The 18,633-nt window shown below is 71.6% G+C and carries 15 protein-coding genes; 7 read left to right on the forward strand and 8 right to left on the reverse strand.

The window, feature by feature from the left end; translation table 11 throughout:
• Positions 1-34: 34 nt before the first annotated feature.
• The 3 genes from ABZX85_RS20355 to ABZX85_RS20365 all read right to left on the reverse strand — a co-directional run bounded on the left by ABZX85_RS20355 (position 35) and on the right by ABZX85_RS20365 (position 4,217).
• A complete protein-coding gene (locus ABZX85_RS20355; protein WP_355870189.1) occupies positions 35-1,405 on the reverse strand; it encodes an NAD-dependent succinate-semialdehyde dehydrogenase in 1,371 nt (456 codons plus the stop codon).
• Between the two features lie 32 nt (positions 1,406-1,437).
• On the reverse strand, positions 1,438-3,060 hold the full coding sequence (locus tag ABZX85_RS20360; protein WP_355870192.1) for an NAD(P)/FAD-dependent oxidoreductase: 1,623 nt from the start codon (positions 3,058-3,060) through the stop codon (positions 1,438-1,440).
• 230 nt (positions 3,061-3,290) lie between these two features.
• Positions 3,291-4,217 carry a LysR family transcriptional regulator gene (locus ABZX85_RS20365; protein WP_355870195.1) on the reverse strand — a complete coding sequence of 309 codons (927 nt, stop codon included), beginning with the start codon at positions 4,215-4,217 and terminating at the stop codon, positions 3,291-3,293.
• A 220-nt stretch (positions 4,218-4,437) separates the two neighbouring features.
• On the opposite strand from ABZX85_RS20365, the gene ABZX85_RS20370 reads away from it, so the two are divergent.
• The 5 genes from ABZX85_RS20370 (at position 4,438) to ABZX85_RS20390 (ending at position 10,176) form a co-directional block, all read left to right on the forward strand.
• Entirely contained in the window at positions 4,438-5,421 is a 984-nt protein-coding gene (locus ABZX85_RS20370; protein ID WP_355870198.1) for a C-terminal binding protein, read from the forward strand.
• A gap of 211 nt (positions 5,422-5,632) precedes the next feature.
• Positions 5,633-7,075 carry an APC family permease gene (locus ABZX85_RS20375; protein ID WP_355870200.1) on the forward strand — a complete coding sequence of 481 codons (1,443 nt, stop codon included), beginning with the start codon at positions 5,633-5,635 and terminating at the stop codon, positions 7,073-7,075.
• A gap of 94 nt (positions 7,076-7,169) precedes the next feature.
• A complete protein-coding gene (locus ABZX85_RS20380; RefSeq protein WP_355870203.1) occupies positions 7,170-8,471 on the forward strand; it encodes an FAD-dependent oxidoreductase in 1,302 nt (433 codons plus the stop codon).
• Position 8,472: 1 nt separating this feature from the next.
• Positions 8,473-8,925, forward strand: coding sequence for a flavodoxin domain-containing protein (locus tag ABZX85_RS20385; RefSeq protein WP_355870206.1), 453 nt, complete (start codon positions 8,473-8,475; stop codon positions 8,923-8,925).
• Positions 8,926-8,964: 39 nt separating this feature from the next.
• Positions 8,965-10,176, forward strand: a complete 1,212-nt coding sequence (locus ABZX85_RS20390) for a cytochrome P450 (protein ID WP_355870209.1) — start codon at positions 8,965-8,967, stop codon at positions 10,174-10,176.
• A gap of 34 nt (positions 10,177-10,210) precedes the next feature.
• Here ABZX85_RS20390 and ABZX85_RS20395 read toward each other — a convergent pair whose 3' ends face one another.
• Positions 10,211-11,203, reverse strand: coding sequence for an aldo/keto reductase (locus ABZX85_RS20395; RefSeq protein ID WP_355870212.1), 993 nt, complete (start codon positions 11,201-11,203; stop codon positions 10,211-10,213).
• Between the two features lie 119 nt (positions 11,204-11,322).
• Here ABZX85_RS20395 and ABZX85_RS20400 point away from each other — a divergent pair, with 119 nt between their 5' ends.
• The gene (locus ABZX85_RS20400) at positions 11,323-11,958 is read left to right on the forward strand and encodes a TetR family transcriptional regulator (RefSeq protein WP_355870215.1); all 636 of its coding nucleotides are present in this window, start codon (positions 11,323-11,325) and stop codon (positions 11,956-11,958) included.
• A 149-nt stretch (positions 11,959-12,107) separates the two neighbouring features.
• Here the strand turns inward: ABZX85_RS20400 and ABZX85_RS20405 are convergent, their stop codons facing one another.
• The 4 genes from ABZX85_RS20405 to pdxA form a co-directional block, all read right to left on the reverse strand.
• Positions 12,108-12,839: an MgtC/SapB family protein gene (locus ABZX85_RS20405; protein ID WP_355870218.1), complete on the reverse strand. Its 732-nt coding sequence runs from the start codon at positions 12,837-12,839 to the stop codon at positions 12,108-12,110.
• A gap of 219 nt (positions 12,840-13,058) precedes the next feature.
• Positions 13,059-13,748 (reverse strand): SDR family oxidoreductase, encoded by a 690-nt coding sequence (locus ABZX85_RS20410; RefSeq protein ID WP_355870221.1) that lies wholly within the window; start codon positions 13,746-13,748, stop codon positions 13,059-13,061.
• Positions 13,741-14,532 (reverse strand): DeoR/GlpR family DNA-binding transcription regulator, encoded by a 792-nt coding sequence (locus ABZX85_RS20415; RefSeq protein WP_355870224.1) that lies wholly within the window; start codon positions 14,530-14,532, stop codon positions 13,741-13,743. Before ABZX85_RS20415 ends, ABZX85_RS20410 begins: the two co-directional genes overlap by 8 nt.
• A 22-nt stretch (positions 14,533-14,554) precedes the next feature.
• Entirely contained in the window at positions 14,555-16,849 is a 2,295-nt protein-coding gene (gene pdxA / locus ABZX85_RS20420) for a 4-hydroxythreonine-4-phosphate dehydrogenase PdxA (protein ID WP_355870227.1), read from the reverse strand.
• Positions 16,850-17,058: 209 nt separating this feature from the next.
• Here pdxA and ABZX85_RS20425 point away from each other — a divergent pair, with 209 nt between their 5' ends.
• Positions 17,059-18,633: an ABC transporter substrate-binding protein gene (locus ABZX85_RS20425; protein ID WP_355870230.1), complete on the forward strand. Its 1,575-nt coding sequence runs from the start codon at positions 17,059-17,061 to the stop codon at positions 18,631-18,633.

Consider the following 18,633-nt stretch of genomic DNA (forward strand, 5'->3'; position numbering starts at 1 on the left):
GAGGGCTGCGGGCAGGGCGCCGGGTGAGGACCCGTCAGGAGAGCCGGATGGTCTTCTTGTTGGCGAACTCGTCGAGGCCGAGGCGGCCGAGTTCGCGGCCGATCCCGGACGCCTTGACGCCGCCGAACGGGAGGTCGGGCTGGCTGCGGAGCAGGGTGTTGAGGCCGACCATGCCGACCTCCAGGCGCTCGGCGATGTCCGCGGCGAGGTTCTCGTCGCGGGTGAACACGGCGGAGCCGAGCCCGAACCGGGAGTCGTTCGCCAGCTCGACGGCCTCCTCGACGGAGCCGGCCCTGTACAGCACGGCGACGGGTCCGAAGAGTTCCTCGCTGTGGGCGCGCATGTCCGGGGTGACCCCGGTGATGACGGTCGCCGGGTAGAAGGCGCCCGGGCCGTCGGGGAGCACGCCGCCCAGGTGCAGTTCGGCGCCCTTGGCGACGGCGTCCTCGACCTGCTCGGCGATCTCCCGCCGCCCTGACTCGGAGGCCATCGGGCCGATCCGGGTCCCCGGGGTCAGCGGATCGCCGGTGTTCCACTGCTTCGCCCGGTCGAGGAACCCTTCGAGGAACCGGTCGTAGACGTCGCTGTGGACGATGATCCGCTTGGAGGAGGTGCAGGACTGGCCGGCGTTGCTGAACCGGCCGGTCGCGGCCAGGTCGAGCGCGAGGTCGAGGTCGGCGTCGGGCAGGACGATGAAGGGGTCCGAGCCGCCGAGTTCGAGGACACACTTCTTGAGGTGCCGGCCGGCCTGTTCCGCCACGGTCCGGCCGGCCTCCTCGGAGCCGGTCAGCGAGACGCCCCGCAGGCGGACGTCCGCGATGAGGGCGCCGATCTGCGAGGCGGACACGATGAGGTTCTCGTAGACGCCCTTCGGGGCGTTCGCGTCGGCGACCACGGCGTCTATGAGGAGCGCGGTGCGGGTGCAGGAGCGGGCGTGCTTGAGGAGGACGGTGTTGCCGAGGAGCAGGTTGGGGGCGACGAAGCGCGCCACCTGGTAGAGCGGGAAGTTCCACGGCATGATCCCGAGGACCGGGCCCGTGGGACCCGTGCGGACGACGGCCCGTCCCCCGGCCGCCACCTCGATCACCTCGTCGGCCAGCAGCCGGGCGCCGGCGGTGGCGTAGTACTCGTAGATCGAGGCCGAGAGGCTGATCTCGCCCTCCGCCTGGGCGAGCGGCTTGCCCATCTCGGTCGCCATCGCCTCGGCGAGTTCGCCGCTTCGCTCGCGATGCAGTTCCGCGATCCGGGCCAGTACGGCGACCCGGTCCTCGACCGTGGTCCGGGCCCAGTCGCGGTAGGCGTCGGCGGCGCGGGTGAGCGCCTCGGCGGCCTCGGCGTCGGTCATCAGCGTGTACTCGGCGAGCACCTCACCGTCGAGCGGCGAGATGGTCCGGTAAGTGGACATCGGTGCTTCTCCAAACCGTTTGCGGAAGGGGGTCAGACCGCGGACGGGACGCGGACCTCGTAGCTGGGGTATCCCTGGGCCGCTTCGGCCTCGGAGATCGCGATGAACCGGTCCAGGCCGCCGACGTAGAAGTTGGCGGTGCGGGCCTTGCGCTTGCCGGGGATGTTGTTGCCGAAGATCCACGAGCCGGTCTCCAGGAACAGGGAGCCCTTGAGCGCGTCGAGGCAGGTCTGGAGCCACTTCTCCTCGGCCTCGGCGCGCAGCCGGATGGAGGCGCCGGGGGTGTCCTTGACGCCCTTGACGGCCTGGGCGATCCACTTGGCCTGGACGCCGATGGCGGACGGGTTGTTGACGAAGGGGCCGTTGGGTCCGAGGACCATGAACAGGTTCGGGAAACCGGACACGGTCATGCCCATGTGGCTGCGGGGGGCGTCGGCCCAATGGTCCTTGAGGGTCCGGCCGCCGGTGCCGCGGATGTCCATGTCGCGGTAGCTGCCCTCGACGGCGTCGAAACCGGTGGCCAGCACCAGGACGTCGAACTCGTGGCGGGTGCCGTCCGCCGTGACGACGCCGTCGGGCACGAACTCCGCGATGGGGTTCTCCCGGGTGCTGACAAGGGTGACGTGGGGCTGGTTGAAGATCTCGAAGTAGCCGGAGTCGCAGATGGGGCGCCGGGCGAACAGCTCGGTCGGGGTGAGCTTGCGCGCCGTCTCCGGGTCCTTGACGGTCTCCTTGATCTTCCGCTTGATGAAGTCGGCGGCGAGTTCGTTGGCGGCGCGGTCGCTGGTGACGTCGCAGAAGGTCTCGTTGGCGAAGGTGTAGTTGCCGCCCTTGCGCCAGGCCCACTCGAAGATCGCCTCGCGCTCCTCCTCGGACACGCTCCAGATGCTGCGGGTGGTCTCGTCGACACCGAAGCCGATCTTGGAGGTGCGGAACTCCTCCCAGCGGTCCTCGCAGGTGGCCTTGAACTGCTCCAGCTCGGCCCCGGACCACTCACGGTTGCCGGCCGGGACGGTGTACTGCGCGGTGCGCTGGAAGGAGGTGAGATGCGCGACGGTCTTGGCGGCCTCGGTCATGAACTGGATGCCGGTGGAGCCGTTGCCGATGACGCCGATGCGCAGGCCCGTGAGGTCGAGGTCCTCGGGCCAGTCGGCGGTGTGCACGATGCGCCCCTCGAACCGGTCGATGCCGGGGAAGTCGGGGACGTTGATCCGGGAGAGCAGTCCGGCGGCGGTGACGAGGAACCGGGCGCGGAACTCGCCCTTGTCGGTGACGACGTGCCAGCGGACGTCCTCCTCGTCGAAGGCAGCGGCGACCAGGGTGGTCTCCAGCTGAATCCGGGAGCGCAGGTCCCAGAAGTCGACGGCGTCCTCGAGGTATCGGCGGATCTCGGGTCCGGGGACGTAGCGGGTGCGCCAGTCGGTCCGCTGGAACAGTTCCCGGTCGTAGGGCAGCTGGTACATGAAGCTCTGCGTGTCGGAGAGCGCGCCCGGATAGCGGTTCCAGTACCAGGTGCCGCCGACCTTCGGCGCCTTGTCGATGGCGATCGCGTCGAGTCCGGCGTCGGCGGTGAGGGTACGCAGTGCCATGACGCCGCCCATGCCGGTTCCCACGACGAGCGCATCGATCTCACGCACGGTTTCTTCGCTGCCCATGTGTTGCTCCTTTGCGGGATCTCGCGCACAGAAAATCGACTCGGCCGACTCGGCGAAAACGCGCGATCCCACCGGCCACTGTTTCGCCGATATTGCCGACCGGGAGTCGAGTTCGATTTCGACACCGTGACGTTACGACCGGGAAATGTCGACCGCCAGATGAAATTGATGCGAAGGTGCCGGCCGATTGTTCCCGGAAGTGGAATGATCAATGCGGCTGCACGGCTGTTTCAGGCGACAGCGGCGGAGCGCCCGTGCCGCGGAAAACGGCGCAGGTACCCGAGCGCGGCCTCGACGGGCGGGTCGCACGGCCCGGATCGCCAGGCCGCGCGCAGGTGGACGTCGGGGACGAGTTCGCATTCGCGTCGGGTGAGCGGGATGAAGACGACGTTCGGGTTGGCCGTCGACCGGGAGACGGAGCGCAGGGCCAGGTGACAGCCCACCTCGGCGCCGACCAGGGCCAGGCAGGAGGGCGTGTCCGGAGCGAACTGGACGTTGTTGACCCCGCCGGCGCCGTGCGCGTAACCGAGGCGCCACAGCCGGTCGGTGGTGACCGAACCGGTCGTGTAGGGCAGGGAGACGAACGGCTCGGCGGCCAGCTCCTGGAAGGAGACCACCTGGGAACCGGCGAGCCGGTGCGTCCGGGGCAGCGCGACCACGAGCGAGTCGTCGATCAGGACCTCGCCGTCGAGACCGGGAGGCAGGTTATCGAAGCGGCCGAGCCCGACGTCGACCTCGCCGTCCAGCAGTCGGCGGATCGTCGGCCGTGAGACGGCCTGCGAGGTCAGGTCGAGCCGGATGCCGGGACGGTCGGCGCGCATGCCGCGGGCGAGGGCCGCGACCAGGGGATGCGCCGCGACACCGCAGAACTCGACCCGGACAGTCCCGGACTCGCCGGAGACCGCGGCGCCGACGGCGGCCTCGGCGACGGCGACCGCGTCGAGCACCTCACGGGCCGGTGCGACGAGGGCCCTGCCCGCGGGAGTGAGGGAGACCGAGCGGGTGTTGCGCTCGAACAGGCGGCTGCCGAGCTCGCCCTCCAGGGCCTGGATGGTCCGGCTCAGGGGGGCCTGGGCCATGAAGAGCTGCTCCGCGGCACGGCCGAAGTGCAGGTGTTCGGCGACCGCGAGGAATGCCTGAAGTTGTCGCACGTTCACGGTCGTACACCTCCGCTTGTGACGCTCGACACCCACCATAGGCTAACGTCCGTTAGTTAGCTAGAGTCTCCGGGCAACGGGATTGATCCGGTTCCGACAACACACCGTTTCCAGTTCGGACGTATTCCGAATCCATGACGTGGAACCCGTTGACGGACCGTTCGACGGTCCTTACGTTTCATTTCACTTTCCCCGCGAACAGGTTTAGGCGGCTGTCGAAATGTCCCTTGCAAACAGCACCGAAATTCCGGCCCACGCCGCCGGTCGTGCCGGAGGTCTGCTCCTCGTCGGCCCTCAGCAATACCCGAGCCTGGAGCGGGAACGGGCCCTGGCCGAGGAGTTCGGGCTGGAATTCAGGGTGGCACCGGACCGGAAGGCGTTCCGCGCCTCGATGCCGGAGGCGACCGTGGTGCTGGTGACCCCGTACGCGCCCGTGGAGGCCCAGGACTTCGCCGCGATGGAGAACTGCGTCGCTGTCGTGCGGTACGGCATCGGCTTCGACAACATCGACGTGACGGCCGCCCGGGCGAACGGGGTACCGGTCGCGATCGTGCCGGGCGCGGCGACGGAGGAGGTCGCGTCGCACGCGCTCACCATGGGCCTGCTGCTGGCGCGGCGCATCCCGGCGGGCCAGTCGGCCATCGCCGCCGGCCAGTGGGCCGGCAGCGTCGGGATGGACACGCCGCGGTTCTCGCAGCTGGACGTCGCGGTCGTGGGCATGGGCCGGATCGGCCGCCAGGTCGCCCGGTGGTACGCGGCCCTGGGCACGAACGTCCGCGCCTACGACCCCTTCGCGACCTTCGACTCGGTGCCGGCCGCGACACTGAGGGAACTGCTCACACAGTCCGACGTGGTGTCCCTGCACCTGCCGTTGTCGGCGGAGACCAGAAACCTGGTGTCCGCCGAGGTCATCCGGCGTATGCGACCACGCTCGGTCCTCGTCAACGTCTCGCGCGGCGGGCTCGTCGACGAGGCCGCGCTGGCGGACGCCCTGCGCTCGGGGCATCTGGCGGGTGCGGGTCTGGACACCTTCACCACCGAGCCGCTGCCCGCGGACCACGTCCTGCGCGGCGTGCCGAACCTGGTGATGACCCCGCACGTCGCATGGCGGTCCGACCTGGCGATGGACGCCCTCCAGGAGGCCGTCGTCCTGCGCGCCCGGCAGGCGCTGACGGGCCGGCCGCTGTCGGATCTGGTGGCCTGACCGGTCAGGCGCTTCGCGGCGTCCACCTCCCCCCACATCTCGACGTCCGCGCGGACATCGCGTCCGCGCGGCGAGCCCCACGCGGTGAGCGGTTCCTGAGACAGGACAGCACCCACGGGGAGGCGACACCCATCCCGACCGGCCCCGCAAAAGCACAGGTGGGCCTCACCAGGAAGAGAAACTCATGGCACGACACGAGCAGGTCCCCACCGTGAGTGGTGAAAGAAAGGCGGCGGTCGTGGATCAGCCGCGGCGGCTCCAGGGCAACATGGGCGTCGGCGAGCTCGCCATGAGCGTGCTCGCGTTCTCCGCGCCGCTGACCACGGTGGCGGGGTTCATCCCGGTGCTGCTGATGTTCGGCGGGAAGACCGGGCCGGCGATCTACCTCGTCGCGACGGTCGTCCTCCTGGTCTTCTGCGTGGGCTTCACCGCGATGGGCCGCACCGTCGCGAACCCCGGCGGCTTCTACTCCTTCGTGACCCAGGGCCTCGGCCGCTCGGCCGGTCTGGGCGGCGCGTTCCTGGCCACGTTCGGCTACTTCATGATCGGGTTCTTCGCCCCGCCGTTCTTCGCGATCACCGTCCAGAACTACGTGGAGAACAACCTCGGCGGTCCCCACATCGGCTGGGGCTGGTACGCGCTCGCGATCGTCGCGGTGACCACCGCACTGGCCTACCGGCGCATCGACCTCTCGGCGAAGGTGCTGACCGTGGTCATGGTGCTCGAAGTGGTCGTCGTGGTGGTCTTCGACGTCACGTCCTTCGCACACGGCTCCCCGGCCGGCGCCGGGGGCATCTCGCTGAGCCTGCCCTGGGTCACCGACCCCAACATCGGTGTCGCCCTCCTCTTCGTGGTCGGCAACTTCTTCGGCTTCGAGGCCACCGTCATCTTCCGCGAGGAGGTCAAGGACCCGGACAGGACGATCCCCCGGGCCACCTACCTGTCCGTGGCGGGCATCGGCGTCTTCTACGCCCTGGCCGCGTGGGCCTACATCGCCTTCACCGGCGCCGACAAGGCGCAGTCGACCGCCACCGGCGACCCGGGAGGAATGTTCACCGACGCGCTGACCGAGCTGCTCGGCAAGACCGTGGTGGACATCGTCACCGTCCTGCTGATGACCTCGATCCTGGCGTCGATGCTCTCCATCCACAACGTCACGGCGCGGTACCTGTACTCCCTCGGTACCGACGGGGTGGTGCCGAGGGCGCTGGGCAAGGTGCACCCGAGGCACGGGTCGCCCTTCGTGGCCGCCTCCCTCATCGGCGCGCTGTGGGCGATCGGTGTGCTCCTGTTCGCGGCCCTGGGCAGCGACCCGAACGTCCTGTACGCGCGCGCGTCCGGCATCGGCTCCTTCGCGATCCTGCTGCTGCTGTTCGCGGCGAGCGTGGCGGTGTTCTTCCACTTCCGCCGCAACCCGTCCGCCGAGCCCGGGTGGAAGACCACGGCGGCGCCGCTTCTGTCGGCCGCCGGGATCGGCGTGGTGGCCTACCTCGCGGTGACCAACTACGCGGACCTGCTCGGCGGCTCCGGCTTCCTCACCTCGTTCTTCCTGTTCTTCACCTTCGCCCTGTTCCTCGTCGGGATGGTCCACGCGCGGGTTCTGCGCGCCCGACGCCCCGAGGTCTACCAGCGCATCGGCCGCCAGGACCTGTGACGGCCCACCCCCGACGCCCTACACGTACTAACGTTCGTTAGTACGTCACCGTTCGACGTACCTGTCGATTCCTTCCGCAGCAACCGAGGTAGCCATGAGAACTCCGGCAGAGACAGCGCCGAACCCCACGGCCGCCGCCACCGGCGGAGTGCCGTTCCGGGTCGTGGTGGTCGGCTCCGGCCCCAGCGGCTGCTACACGGCGCAGGCGCTGCGCAAGGGACAGCCGGACATCGAGATCGCGGTCCTCGACTCGCTGCCGACGCCGTTCGGGCTGGTCCGGTACGGCATCGCGCCGGACCACCAGGGCGCCAAGGCCGTATCACGCCAGTTCGAGCGGGTCTTCGCCCAGCCCGGGGTGGAGTTCGTCGGGAACGTGTCCGTCGGGACCGACGTCGGCTTCGCGTCGCTCGCCGAGAACTTCCACGCGGTCGTCCTCGCCACCGGGCTGGGAGCGGACCGGCGCCTGGACATCGACCAGGACCCGGACGTCCCGATCGTCGGCGCCGGGGACCTGATCCGGCTGCTGAACTCGGACCCGGACGCCGGCCTGCGGCATCGGCCGGACGGTCCCGGCAGCCTCGGCTCCGAAGTCGTCGTCCTCGGTACCGGGAACGTCGCGGTGGACGTCGTACGACTGCTGGCCAAGTCCGGTCCGGACCTCATCGGGTCCGACATCGACGACGACGCGCTGCGCGCGCTGGCGCCGGCACCCGTGCGGACCATCCACGTCCTGGGGCGATGTCCGTCCCATCTGGCGAAGTGGGACACGTCGATGGTGAGGGAACTCGCCCAGGTGGCCGGTGTCCGGGTCAGCGTGGACGGCACGCCCCTGCTGGACGAACCCGCGGCGTCCCCGCGGACCACGGTGGACGTCCGGTTCGAGCGGGTTCCGGCCTCGATCCGACGGCACGACGGCCGGGTCCGCGTGACGACGCACCGTGCGGGCGACACGGGCACGGTCGACCACCTCGACGCCGACAGTGTCGTCACAGCGCTCGGATTCGGCCCCTCCGCGGCACAGCTGGCGCGGTTCGGCGGCCTCGACGCACCGAACGTGTTCCGGGTGGGCGGTCCGCGCACCGGCCGACTGGGCAATCTCGCGGAGAACCGGAAGCTGGCGGCGGACACGGCGAGGGACGTCCTCGCCTTTCTCTGCGGCCGGGAACAGCGGCACCGTGCGGGCCTGGACGGGCTCCGCGAGCACCTGCCGGCCTCGGTGGTGGGCTTCGAGGAGTGGCGGCGCATCGACGACGCGGAGATCCGGCGCGCCCGGCCCGACCGGTGCCGGACGAAGTTCACGACCAGGGCCGAACTCCTCGCCGCCGCGACGGGTTCCGGCGCCCTGTCTTCCATCCCCTCGGCCGCCACCGGGCCGACGGCAACCCAGGAGAAGTGAGATGACTGTCGTACACGTCCTGTTCGGGACCGAGTCGGGCAACGCGGAGATGGTCGCCGACGACATCGCCGCCGCGTTCGGCGACCAGGGATTCGAGACCGTCACCGCGGAGCTGACCGACGTCGGGGTGTCCGACCTGGCGGCCATGGAGATAGCGGTGTTCGTGAGTTCCACGTACGGGGAGGGCGGACTGCCGGAGACGGCGGCGCCGTTCTACGACGCGCTCATGGCGGAGCGCCCCGACCTGACCGGAGTGCGGTTCGCGGCGTTCGGCCTCGGCGACAGCGTCTACGAGACGTTCAACCACGCCATCGACACCCTGCGCGGGGCGCTCCTGGAACTCGGCGCCGAGCAGATCGGGACGACGGCCAGGCACGACGCGGCGTCGACGACCCCGGCCACGGACCTCGCGGGCACCTGGGCCGGCGACCTCCTGGCCCTTGTGACCGCCTGACCCGGCCTTGACCGGCCAGATCCGAAGGAGTGACCTGAGATGAGCCAGTCCATCGAGGACGCCTCGGCGCTGTTCCCCTGGAACGACGAGGAGTTCCGGGCCGATCCCTACCCGGCCTACGAGCGGGCGCGGGCGATCGCGCCGGTGCACCGGACGACCGGGAACACCTATGTGGTGCTGAACCACGCGGACACCATGCACAACGCGAAACTCCCGTGCATGCGGATCGCGGAGCCGCCGTCCTTCGCCGTCCCCGGCGCACCGGTGCACCCGTGGACCGCGTTCGACAACACGGTCCTGTCGAAGGACGCGCCGGAGCACACCCGCATGCGCAGGCTCACCAACCGCTGGCTGACGCCGAAGAGGATCGGCACCTGGGCCCGGCTGACGCACGACTTCACGGTCGAGGCGCTCGACCGGCTCACCCCCGGCGAGGTGGTGGACGCGCACTTCGACCTCGGCGTGCTGCCGACCCATCTGACGATGTGCCGCATCCTCGGCATGCCCGTGGGTGACGTGGAGGGCATGTTCTGGGCGCTGTGGGACGCGATGCTCATCAACGCGACCGCGCCCGGCGAGGACATCCACGCCAGGTCGCTGGCAGGGATGACCTTCATGTTCGCCGAGACCGAGCGGTACGTGCGGGAGAAGCAGAGCGCCGAGGAGCCCGGGGAAGGGCTGGTCGACGAACTCCTCGCGGCCCACGGGCGGGGCGAGCTCACCTGGCGCGAGGTCCTGGAGACCACGGTGCTGCTGTACATGTCGGGCGGCCCGAACCCCGCCTACCTGATCGGCGCCGGATTCAGACTGTTCGCCGAACGACCGGACCTGATGGCGGAGTTCGGCCGTCGCCCCGAGATCCGGGACGCCTTCGTCAACGAGCTGGCACGCCTGAACCCGGTCGAGCTCATCATCACCCGCTTCCCGGACGAGGACATCGAGATCCAGGGCGTGCCCATCCCCGCCGGGTCCTGCGTCAAGTACCCGATCGGCGCGGCGAACCGGGACCCGGCGGTGTTCGAGAACCCCGACGAGTTCGACTACGACAGGCCGCCGGACGCGAGCCGGAACCTGACGTTCGGCCTCGGCACCCACGCCTGCGCCGGGCAGTTGCTGGCACGGGCGGAGACCAGCGTGATCCTCGGCCTCGTCGCCGAGCGGTACTCCTCGGTCGAACTCGCCGGTGATCCGGTCGAGGTCCGTACGGACCGTCTGGTCGCCTTCGACAAGCTGCCTGTCCGCCTCTCCTGAGCGGGGCCGCCGGCCGGTAGGGGACGTGCCGGCGTCAGTCGGTGGACATCGAGGCCAGCATGGCGGCCGGGTAACGGCTTCCCGCGGAACCCCCGGGCAGGATCTGCCTGATCTGTTCGAGGTCGGCGCCGGTGAGTTCGACGCCGGCCGCGGCGGTGTTCTCCGCCAGGCGGTCGGCGTTGCGGGTGCCGGGGATGGGCACCACGTCGTCGCCCTGGGCGAGCAGCCAGGCCAGTGCGAGCTGGGCGGCGGTGACGCCCTTGGCGGCGGCGAGCTTCTTGAGCCGCTCCGTCGCGTTCAGGTTGTACGTGTAGTTGTCGCCCTGCCAGCGCTCGTCCCAGCTGCGCATGTCGTCGGCCGGGTACTCGGCGGCGGGCTTGACCACGCCGGTCAGGAAACCGCGGCCCAGCGGGGAGTACGGGACGAGGCCGATGCCCAGCTCCCGCAGGACCGGCAGGATCTCCTCCTCCACCCCTCGTTCGAAGAGGGAGTACTCGGACTGAAGGACCGAGACCGGGGTGACGGCGTGGGCGCGGCGGATGTACCGGGGGCCGACGTTGCTCAGACCGAAGTACTTCACCTTGCCCTCGGCGATCAGTTCGCCGACGGCTCCCGCGACCTCCTCGGCGGGCACGTCGGGGTCGGCGGCGTGCTGGTAGAAGAGGTCGATGCGGTCGGTCCGCAGGTGGCGCAGGCTGTTCTCGGCGACCTTGCGGATGTTCTCCGGGCGGCTGTCGAACCCGGCGCCCAGTGGCTGGGCGGTCATGTCGAACCCGAACTTGGTGGCCAGGACCACCTCGTCGCGGAAGTCCCGCACGGCGGCGCCGAGCAGGATCTCGTTGCTGCCGGTGCCGAGGCCGTACAGCTCGGCGGTGTCGAAGAAGTCGATGCCGAGTTCGTGGGCCCGGCGGATGGTGGTCGTGCTCTCGTCGTCGTTCGAGGAGCCGTAGGCGAGGGTCATCCCCATGGTGCCGAGGCCGAGCGCGGACACACGCAGGCCCTGGGAACCCAGATCGCGATGGTGCATGAGTTTTCTCCAGACACGAGTATCGGTCCGGCACTACCAAACCGAACCGTTCGGTTTGAGTCTAGACGCCGATCGCCCCGAATCCCAAACCGAACGGTTCGGCCCCTTATCCTGGCCGTATGCCACGCTCGACCACGACAGACCCGGCCTCCGGCCCCGCCCCTTCAGAGGGCGCCGACTCCACCCGTGAGCGGATCGTCGCCGCCGCCACGGACGAGTTCGCCCGCCACGGAATCGCCGGCGCCCGGGTGGACCGCATCGCCCGACAGGCCAGGACCAGCAAGGAACGCGTCTACGCGCACTTCCGCGGCAAGGAGGCGCTCTACGCGCACGTGTCCCTGCGGGAGCTGGCCCGGGTCGCGGAGGCCACCCCCATGGACCCGGCCGACCTTCCGGGCTACGCGGGCCGTCTGTACGACCACTTCACCGTCACCCGCCCCGACCACCACCGTCTGATCACCTGGGGGCGGCTCGAACTCGCCGACACCGCCGATCCGGCCGGTGCCGACCCGGTCCGCAAGACCGTCGCCCGCAAGATCGACCAGCTGCGCGAGGCACAGCGGGCGGGACAGCTCGATCCCACCTGGGACCCGGTCGACATCCTCGCCCTGGTCAACCAGATCGCCACCACGTGGGCGGCCCAGACCGAGATCGGCGCCGTCGCGGCGGAACAGGCCGCGGACCCCTCCCCAGCCGCTCGCCGCGCCGCCCTGGTCACCGCCGTCGAGCGCATCTTCCCTCGCGTGACACCGTGAACCGAGGACGGGAGGCATGCGGCGCACGGGCGAGCGGGACGGCAGGGTGACACGACGGCTCCTTCCTCACTCGCCGAGAACCGACACCTGCCGGAGCAGCGCCAGGGAGCCACGGTCGTCGGCGGCGGTGCCCGTGTCCCGGTCGCCCCTCATGCCGCCGCCGTCTCCCGGGACGCGTCGAGGGGTGTGTCGTCCAGGTGCCAGTGCAGGTCACGGACGCCGGGTTCCAGGGCCAGGCGGGTGACGAGGAGTTCTAGGGCGTGTCCGGGGTGGCCGTGGACGAGGACTCCGGCGCGGACGGTGGTGGCGTCGTCGGTGTCGCGGCGGACGCGGAGTCCGGTGGGGGCGAGGGCGTCGCCGGTGAGGGCCTGGGAGAGGAGGGCGCGCAGGTGGGTCTCGTCGGCGCGGTCGCAGACGAGGTGGACGGTGGCGTGGACGTCCTCGCTGTCGGGGTCGCGCTGGGGGACGCGGTCGATGAGGCGGCCCGCCGGGCGCAGGAGGAGGTGGACGGCGAGGACGGTCGCCGTGCCGATGAGGCACAGGTCGAGCCGGCCGGAGGCGGCGAGCACCCCGACGGCGGCCGAACACCACAGCGTGGCGGCGGTGTTGAGGCCGCGTACGCCGCCGCCCTCGCGGACGATCACACCGCCGCCGAGGAAACCGATGCCGGAGACGACGTAGGAGGCGACCCGGGTGGGGCTGCCGGTGTCCCCGACGGCCTCGCTGTACAGGACGAAGAGGGTGGCGCCGGCGGCGACGAGGGCGTTGGTGCGCAGCCCGGCCATACGGGCGCGCCACTGGCGTTCGACGCCGATGAGCGCGCCGCAGCCGACGCTCACGGCGAGCCGCAGGACGAAGTCGAAGGTGGTCAGGTTCGCCATGGGAACCTCCCGGACGGAACGAGGGCACGCGCGGGCGCCCCGTCGGGAGGGGGCCGCTACCGGGTGCCCGAAGGACGGCGGGACACGGGGACGCGGGGCCGGTGTCGGCCCGTCCTACTCCGGCTGAGATCCATGCCGCTCACCTCCCGTCCGCTCCGGGTTCTTCGGCCACCATACTTGCATATCGACGCAACAAGGAAGCCCCGGCCCCGGTCCCGGTCAGCCGCGTCCCAGCGAGGCCCCCGCGCACTGCACGATCTGCTGCCCGGTGATCGCGCCGCCCTCCGGGCCGAGGAGGAACGCGGTGAGACCGGCGACCTCCTCGGGGGTGACGAGCCGCCCGAGCGGTGGGAGCACCGGGGGCGTGGCGGCGCGGCCGGGGTCGGACAGCATGGGCGTGTCGGTCGGGCCGGGGGCGACGACGTTGACGGTGATGGCGCGGGGGGACAGTTCGGCGGCCCAGGCGCGGGCCAGCGCGGGGAGCGCCGCCTTGGTCGCGGCGTACTGGCTCTTGCCGGGGACGCCGGTCGCGGTGCGGCTGCCGACGAGGATCACACGGGCGCCGTCGGGGAGGCGGGCGGCGAGGGTGTCGAGGAGGATCGTGGCGGCCTGGACGTGCACCCGCCACATCAACTCGCCGTCGGCGGCAGAGAGTTCACCCAGCGGCGCGGAACGCTGGAGGCCGGCGGCGTGGACGACCGCGTCGGGGGCCGGCAACTCGTCGAGGACGCCGGTCAGTTGCGCGGCGTCGGCCAGGTCGGCCTGGAGCCAGGTCAGTCCGGTCGCGGGGGTGGGCCGGCGGCGGCTGACGCCGGTGACGTGCCAGCCGTCCGTGAGGAGCCGGTGGCAGATCGCCGCACCGATTCCCGAGCTGACGCCGGTGACGAGGGCGTGCCGCGCGTCAGACACCGGGTTCCACCAGGACCACGTCCACCTCACGCCTGCGCAGTTCGTCCACGATCGCCGCGTCGGCGTCCGTGTCGGTGATCAGCGTCCACCCGGCCGGCAGGCTCGCCCAGGCGTGGAAGGGCCGGCGCCCCAACTTGCCCGCGTGCGCGAGGACATAGACGCGCTCGGCGCGCCGGGCCATCAGCTCCTTCAGCCGGGTCTGCCGCAGGTCGGCCTCGCAGATGCCGTGTTCGGGGGAGATCCCGTCGGTGCCGAGGAAGACCCGGTCGAACGTCATGCGTTCGAGGGCGGCCTCGGTGAGCGGGCCCACGAAACCCTGGCTGAGGGGCCGGAGCGTGCCGCCGAGGCATTCGACGTGGACGGAGGCGACGTCGGAGAGTTCCTGAAGGGCCGTCAACCCGGTAGTGGCGACGGTGAGTTCCTTCGCGGAGCGCAGTTCGTGGGCGAGGGCGCCGACAGTCGATCCGGCGTCGAGGAGGACGGTCTCGCCGGCGCCGATCTCGGCGGCGGCCCGGCGGGCGATGGCGCGCTTCGCCTCGAACGCCTCGCCCGTGCGCTGCCGCAGCGACGCCTCGGGGTGGGCGGTGAGGGCCATCGCGCCGCCGTAGGTGCGGGCCAGGCGGCCGTCGGCGGTCAGTCTGGCGAGGTCGCGGCGGATGGTGGAGGCGGTGACGCCGAAGTGCTGGGAGAGTTCCTCGACGCTGGCGAGGCCGGTCGTGGTGGCCAGGTGGAGAATCCGGTCGCGCCGGGTCTGGGAGCCGGTCGGAGACACGCTGGGAGACATGGGCCGTGGGGTCCTTCGGGTCTCAGGAGGCCGGTACGGACGACATCTCGGCGGCCTGGCGCAGGGCTTCGACCATGCTACCGGCCTCGGCGATCCCCTTGCCCGCGATGTCGAAGGCGGTCCCGTGGTCGACGGAGGTGCGGATGACGGGCAGTCCGACGGTCAGGTTCACGCCCGACTCGATGCCGAGCACCTTCACCGGCCCGTGCCCCTGGTCGTGGTACATCGCGACGATCAGGTCGTAGTCGCCGCGCCCGGCGAGGAAGAACGCCGTGTCGGCGGGGAGCGGACCCCGGGCGTCGATGCCGTCGGCGCGCAGCACCTCCAGCGCGGGGACGATCTTCTCCTCCTCCTCGCCGTAGCCGAACAGGCCGTTCTCGCCGGCGTGCGGGTTGATGCCGCAGACCCCGATGACCGGCTCGGCGACGCCCGCCCTGACCATCGCCTCGTGGCCACGGCGTACGGTGCGCTCGACGAGGCCGGGTTCGATGCGGTTCACGGCGTCGATCAGCCCGATGTGGGTGGTGACGTGGATGACCTTCACCTTGGGCGTCGACAGCATCATGGACACCTCGTCGACGCCGGTGAGGTGGGCCAGCAGTTCGGTGTGCCCGGGGTAGACGTGCCCGGCCGCGTGCAGGGCCTCCTTGTTGAGGGGGGCGGTGCAGATGCCCTGGACGGCGCCCTCCAGCGCGAGTCCGGCGGCGACCCGTACGTACTGGTACGCCCCCTCCCCCGCGACCGGCGACAGTTCGCCCCAGGGGAGGTCGGCGGGGAGCAGGCCGAGGTCGATGACGTTGATGCGGCCCGGCGTGAACTCGGCGTCGGCCGGGGTCTCGACGGCGACGATGTCGCAGTCGACGCCGAGAATCCCGGCGGCCTGCCGCAGCCGTCCGGCGTCGCCGACGACGACGGGACGGCAGCGCGCGAGCGTGCCGGGGTCGAGCAGCGCGGGGACGATCACCTCGGGGCCGATGCCCGCGCCGTCTCCCATGGTCACCGCGATGAGCGGCGGTCGGCGGTGGTCTGCGGCGGTCGGGGTGGCGTTCACGAGTGGATCTCCTTGTGGCGAAGGGGGTTTCAGGGCCTCGGCGATCCGCAGCAGCGAGTCCGTGCCGCCGAAGCTGCCGGGCCGGGTGACGATCTGCCGGCCGTCCGGCGCGGCGGTGCGGACGGCGCCGTGGTGGATCTGGCCGAGGAGGGTGAGGTGGGGGACGTCCAGGGCGTCGAGCACCCGGCGGGCGGTCTCGCCGCCGGTCAGGACGAGGTCGGCGGCGACGTCGGCGGCGCCCGCGTGGTCGGCGGCGAGGCGGGCCAGTGCGTGAACCGCGCGGTGGGCGGAACCGGGGTGGACGCCCCGGGTGCTGTCGATGCTGAGGACGGTGATGCCCGACGGGACGTCAGGGTCCGGGAGCGGTACGGGGGTTGAGAGCCGGTCGAGCGGGAGGGCGATGTGGTGAGCGCCGCGCTCGACGAGTTGCGCGATCTGCGCAACGGCGGTGGGTTCGGCGGTGCCCACGACGACCAGGAGGGGGCGTGCGCGCCGTGGCGGGCGCTGGACCGGTGCCGGCCGCGCCGCGAGGAGGCGTCCGACGGCCGCCGCGAGTCCGCCGGTGCCCGTCAGACGGACGTCCGGCCCGCAGCCGAGGGCGGCCTCGGCGATCAGGTCCAGGTCGGTGTCCGTCTCCGCGTCGCACAGCGGGAGGCGGCCGGCGGCGAGGGTCTCGCGCAGCACCCGGGACAGCGAGCGGTCCCGGACCACCTCCAGCGGGACGACGGCCGTACGCTCCCCGCCGATGTCCCCGAGCGCCTCGGCCACCGACCTCGGAGCTTCGGCGGCCTCCGCCCGCCAGGCGTCCGTGGTGTGCAGGGGCGCCCCGTCGAGGTGGACGACTCCCCCGCGCACCGTGCGGCCCAGCGCGGGGAGGGCGATGGCGACGACGACACCCGCGGCACCGCCGACGCCACCGACGCCCTCGGCACCGACGACTCCCCCGGTGTCCTCCACGAGAGCCGCCGTCTCCGCCGCGAGATTCCCCCGCAGCAGCGAGTCCGCCTTCTTCAGGACGAACGTCCCGGCAGGCACCCCACGCAGCGCCTCCCGCACCCGTGCCGCCGCGTCCGCAGCGGCCAGCCCCCGGCTGTCGAGGTCGACCACGACGGGCACCCCGTCCTGCGGAGCCCACCGCGCGGGGCCGAGGACTATCCGGCAGCCCGGGACGGCGAGGGCGGCGGCGGTCTCCGCCGCTCCGGAGAGGTCGTCGGCGAGGGCGAGGAGGTGGCGGGGTGCCCGGGTGTCGTGCGGAGAGAAACGCATGTCCGCCTCCTGGGGCCGGGGTCGAGGGGCGAGGCACCGGGGCGCCTCGGCGACTCGATGATGGCACAGGCTGCGCGATCTGCGCGAGACCCCTTGCGCGATCCGCGCAACCGTGGAACGGTTTCGGCCGCGACAGAAACCGGTGACGGCCCGCAGGACAGGCCGCCGCCCCGAGCCGGTCGCCGCATCAGAATCCCGAGAGGTCGACGATGACCCGAACTCCCCCGAGTGAGACGCTGAGCCGTCGCACCCTGCTGCGCGTCGGCGCCGCCGGCGGCGCAGCGCTCGCCTTCTCCCCGCTGGCCGCCTGCGCCGGGCCCACCGGCGCCCCCGGCCCCGGCACTCTCACGCTCGGGCTGAACCGGTCCCTGGTCAGCCTGGACAACAAGCTCAACCAGTTCGACGCCGCGGTGACGGTGCAGCGGGCGGTCCGCCAGGCGCTCACGGCGATCGGGCCCGGCATGGAGCCCAAGCTGGTCCTCGCCGACCGGTTCGCGATGACCGCGCCGACGACCTGGAGCGTCCGGCTGCGCGACGGCGTCCGCTACTCCGACGGCCGCCCGGTGACCGTCGAGGACGTGGCGACCGCCCTGCGGATGTACGGCGAGGTCGCCGGCTCGTTCGTCCTCGGCCTCTTCCCCGAACTGCCGCGCGTCGAGGCGACGGGCCCGCGCACGTTCCTCCTCCACACCCATGAGCCGGTGCCGGTCCTGGACCGGCTGATGTCCAACATCCTGATCACCCCGGCGAAGGACAACCGGCCCGAGGAGCTGCGGTCCGGCGTCGGCACCGGCCCCTACCGAGTGGTGAGCGCCGACAGCGGGGCCGGCGAGTACACGCTGGCGCGGGTGCCGGGGTACTGGGGGCCACGGCCGCCGGTCGAGCGGGTGCGGGTGCGGTTCGTGCCGGAGGAGTCGAGCCGGGTCGTCGCGCTGCGCAGCGGTGAGCTGGACGTCATCGACACCATCACCCCCGACTCGGCCGAGCAGTTGACCGGGCTGCCCGGGGTACGGCTGGAGAAGGTGTCCGGGGTCCGGATGTGCCAGCTCTTCTACAACTTCCGCAAGCCGAAGGGCCATCCGCTCGCGGACCCGCGGGTGCGGCAGGCGCTGACGTACGCGATCGACGGCACCTCCCTGGTCCGGGACGTCCTCACCGGGTCGGCGGAGCAGGCCGAGGGCGTCGTACCGCTCTCGCTCCAGGGGGCCGAGCGCACCGGGCGCTATGTCCACGACCCCGGCCGCGCGCGGCAGTTGCTGAAGTCGCTGGGGGCGGAGGGGCTGAAGGTCAGGATCATGTGGGAGTCGGGTGAGTTCGCGGCGGACACCTCCGTCATGGAGGCGGTCGCGGAGATGCTGAAGGACGTCGGCGTACGGGCCTCCCTGCTCCAGTTCGAGCCCGGCGGGGACATCCTGAAGTGGCGTCAGGGCAAGGGCGGCGACTGGGACGTCATCGGCAACGGCTTCCCCGGCCCCACCGGCCAGGCCGTCACCATGCTCCAGGCGATGTACGCGGGAACCGCCGAGGACGAACGCACGGGCGACGCGTTCATGGGGTACGTCAACCCCGGCATCGCCCGCCGGATCTCCACTGCGGCCACCGCGTCCGACACCGCCGTCCGCGACCGTGAGCTGGCCGCCGTCCAGCGCGCGGTCTGGGAGACCTGGCCCTGCATGTGGGCGTTCGTGCCGAAGACCCTGCTCGCCCGCCGCTCCCGCGTCGAGGGTGTCGGGCTGCTGCCGGTCAACTCCTACGACCTGACCGCCGTGCGGCTGGAGGGCTGA

Origin of the sequence: Streptomyces sp. NPDC004539 (assembly GCF_040610055.1) — a bacterium.
Classification (GTDB): domain Bacteria; phylum Actinomycetota; class Actinomycetes; order Streptomycetales; family Streptomycetaceae; genus Streptomyces.

Coding starts and splice junctions, on each gene's coding strand:
- ABZX85_RS20415 (WP_355870224.1), bottom strand. CDS start 14,532: ATGTCTCCCAGCGTGTCTCCGACCGGCTCCCAGACCCGGCGCGACCGG.
- ABZX85_RS20425 (WP_355870230.1), top strand. CDS start 17,059: ATGACCCGAACTCCCCCGAGTGAGACGCTGAGCCGTCGCACCCTGCTG.
- ABZX85_RS20355 (WP_355870189.1), bottom strand. CDS start 1,405: ATGTCCACTTACCGGACCATCTCGCCGCTCGACGGTGAGGTGCTCGCC.
- pdxA (WP_355870227.1), bottom strand. CDS start 16,849: ATGCGTTTCTCTCCGCACGACACCCGGGCACCCCGCCACCTCCTCGCC.
- ABZX85_RS20390 (WP_355870209.1), top strand. CDS start 8,965: ATGAGCCAGTCCATCGAGGACGCCTCGGCGCTGTTCCCCTGGAACGAC.
- ABZX85_RS20405 (WP_355870218.1), bottom strand. CDS start 12,839: ATGGCGAACCTGACCACCTTCGACTTCGTCCTGCGGCTCGCCGTGAGC.
- ABZX85_RS20380 (WP_355870203.1), top strand. CDS start 7,170: ATGAGAACTCCGGCAGAGACAGCGCCGAACCCCACGGCCGCCGCCACC.
- ABZX85_RS20395 (WP_355870212.1), bottom strand. CDS start 11,203: ATGCACCATCGCGATCTGGGTTCCCAGGGCCTGCGTGTGTCCGCGCTC.
- ABZX85_RS20360 (WP_355870192.1), bottom strand. CDS start 3,060: ATGGGCAGCGAAGAAACCGTGCGTGAGATCGATGCGCTCGTCGTGGGA.
- ABZX85_RS20370 (WP_355870198.1), top strand. CDS start 4,438: ATGTCCCTTGCAAACAGCACCGAAATTCCGGCCCACGCCGCCGGTCGT.
- ABZX85_RS20400 (WP_355870215.1), top strand. CDS start 11,323: ATGCCACGCTCGACCACGACAGACCCGGCCTCCGGCCCCGCCCCTTCA.
- ABZX85_RS20385 (WP_355870206.1), top strand. CDS start 8,473: ATGACTGTCGTACACGTCCTGTTCGGGACCGAGTCGGGCAACGCGGAG.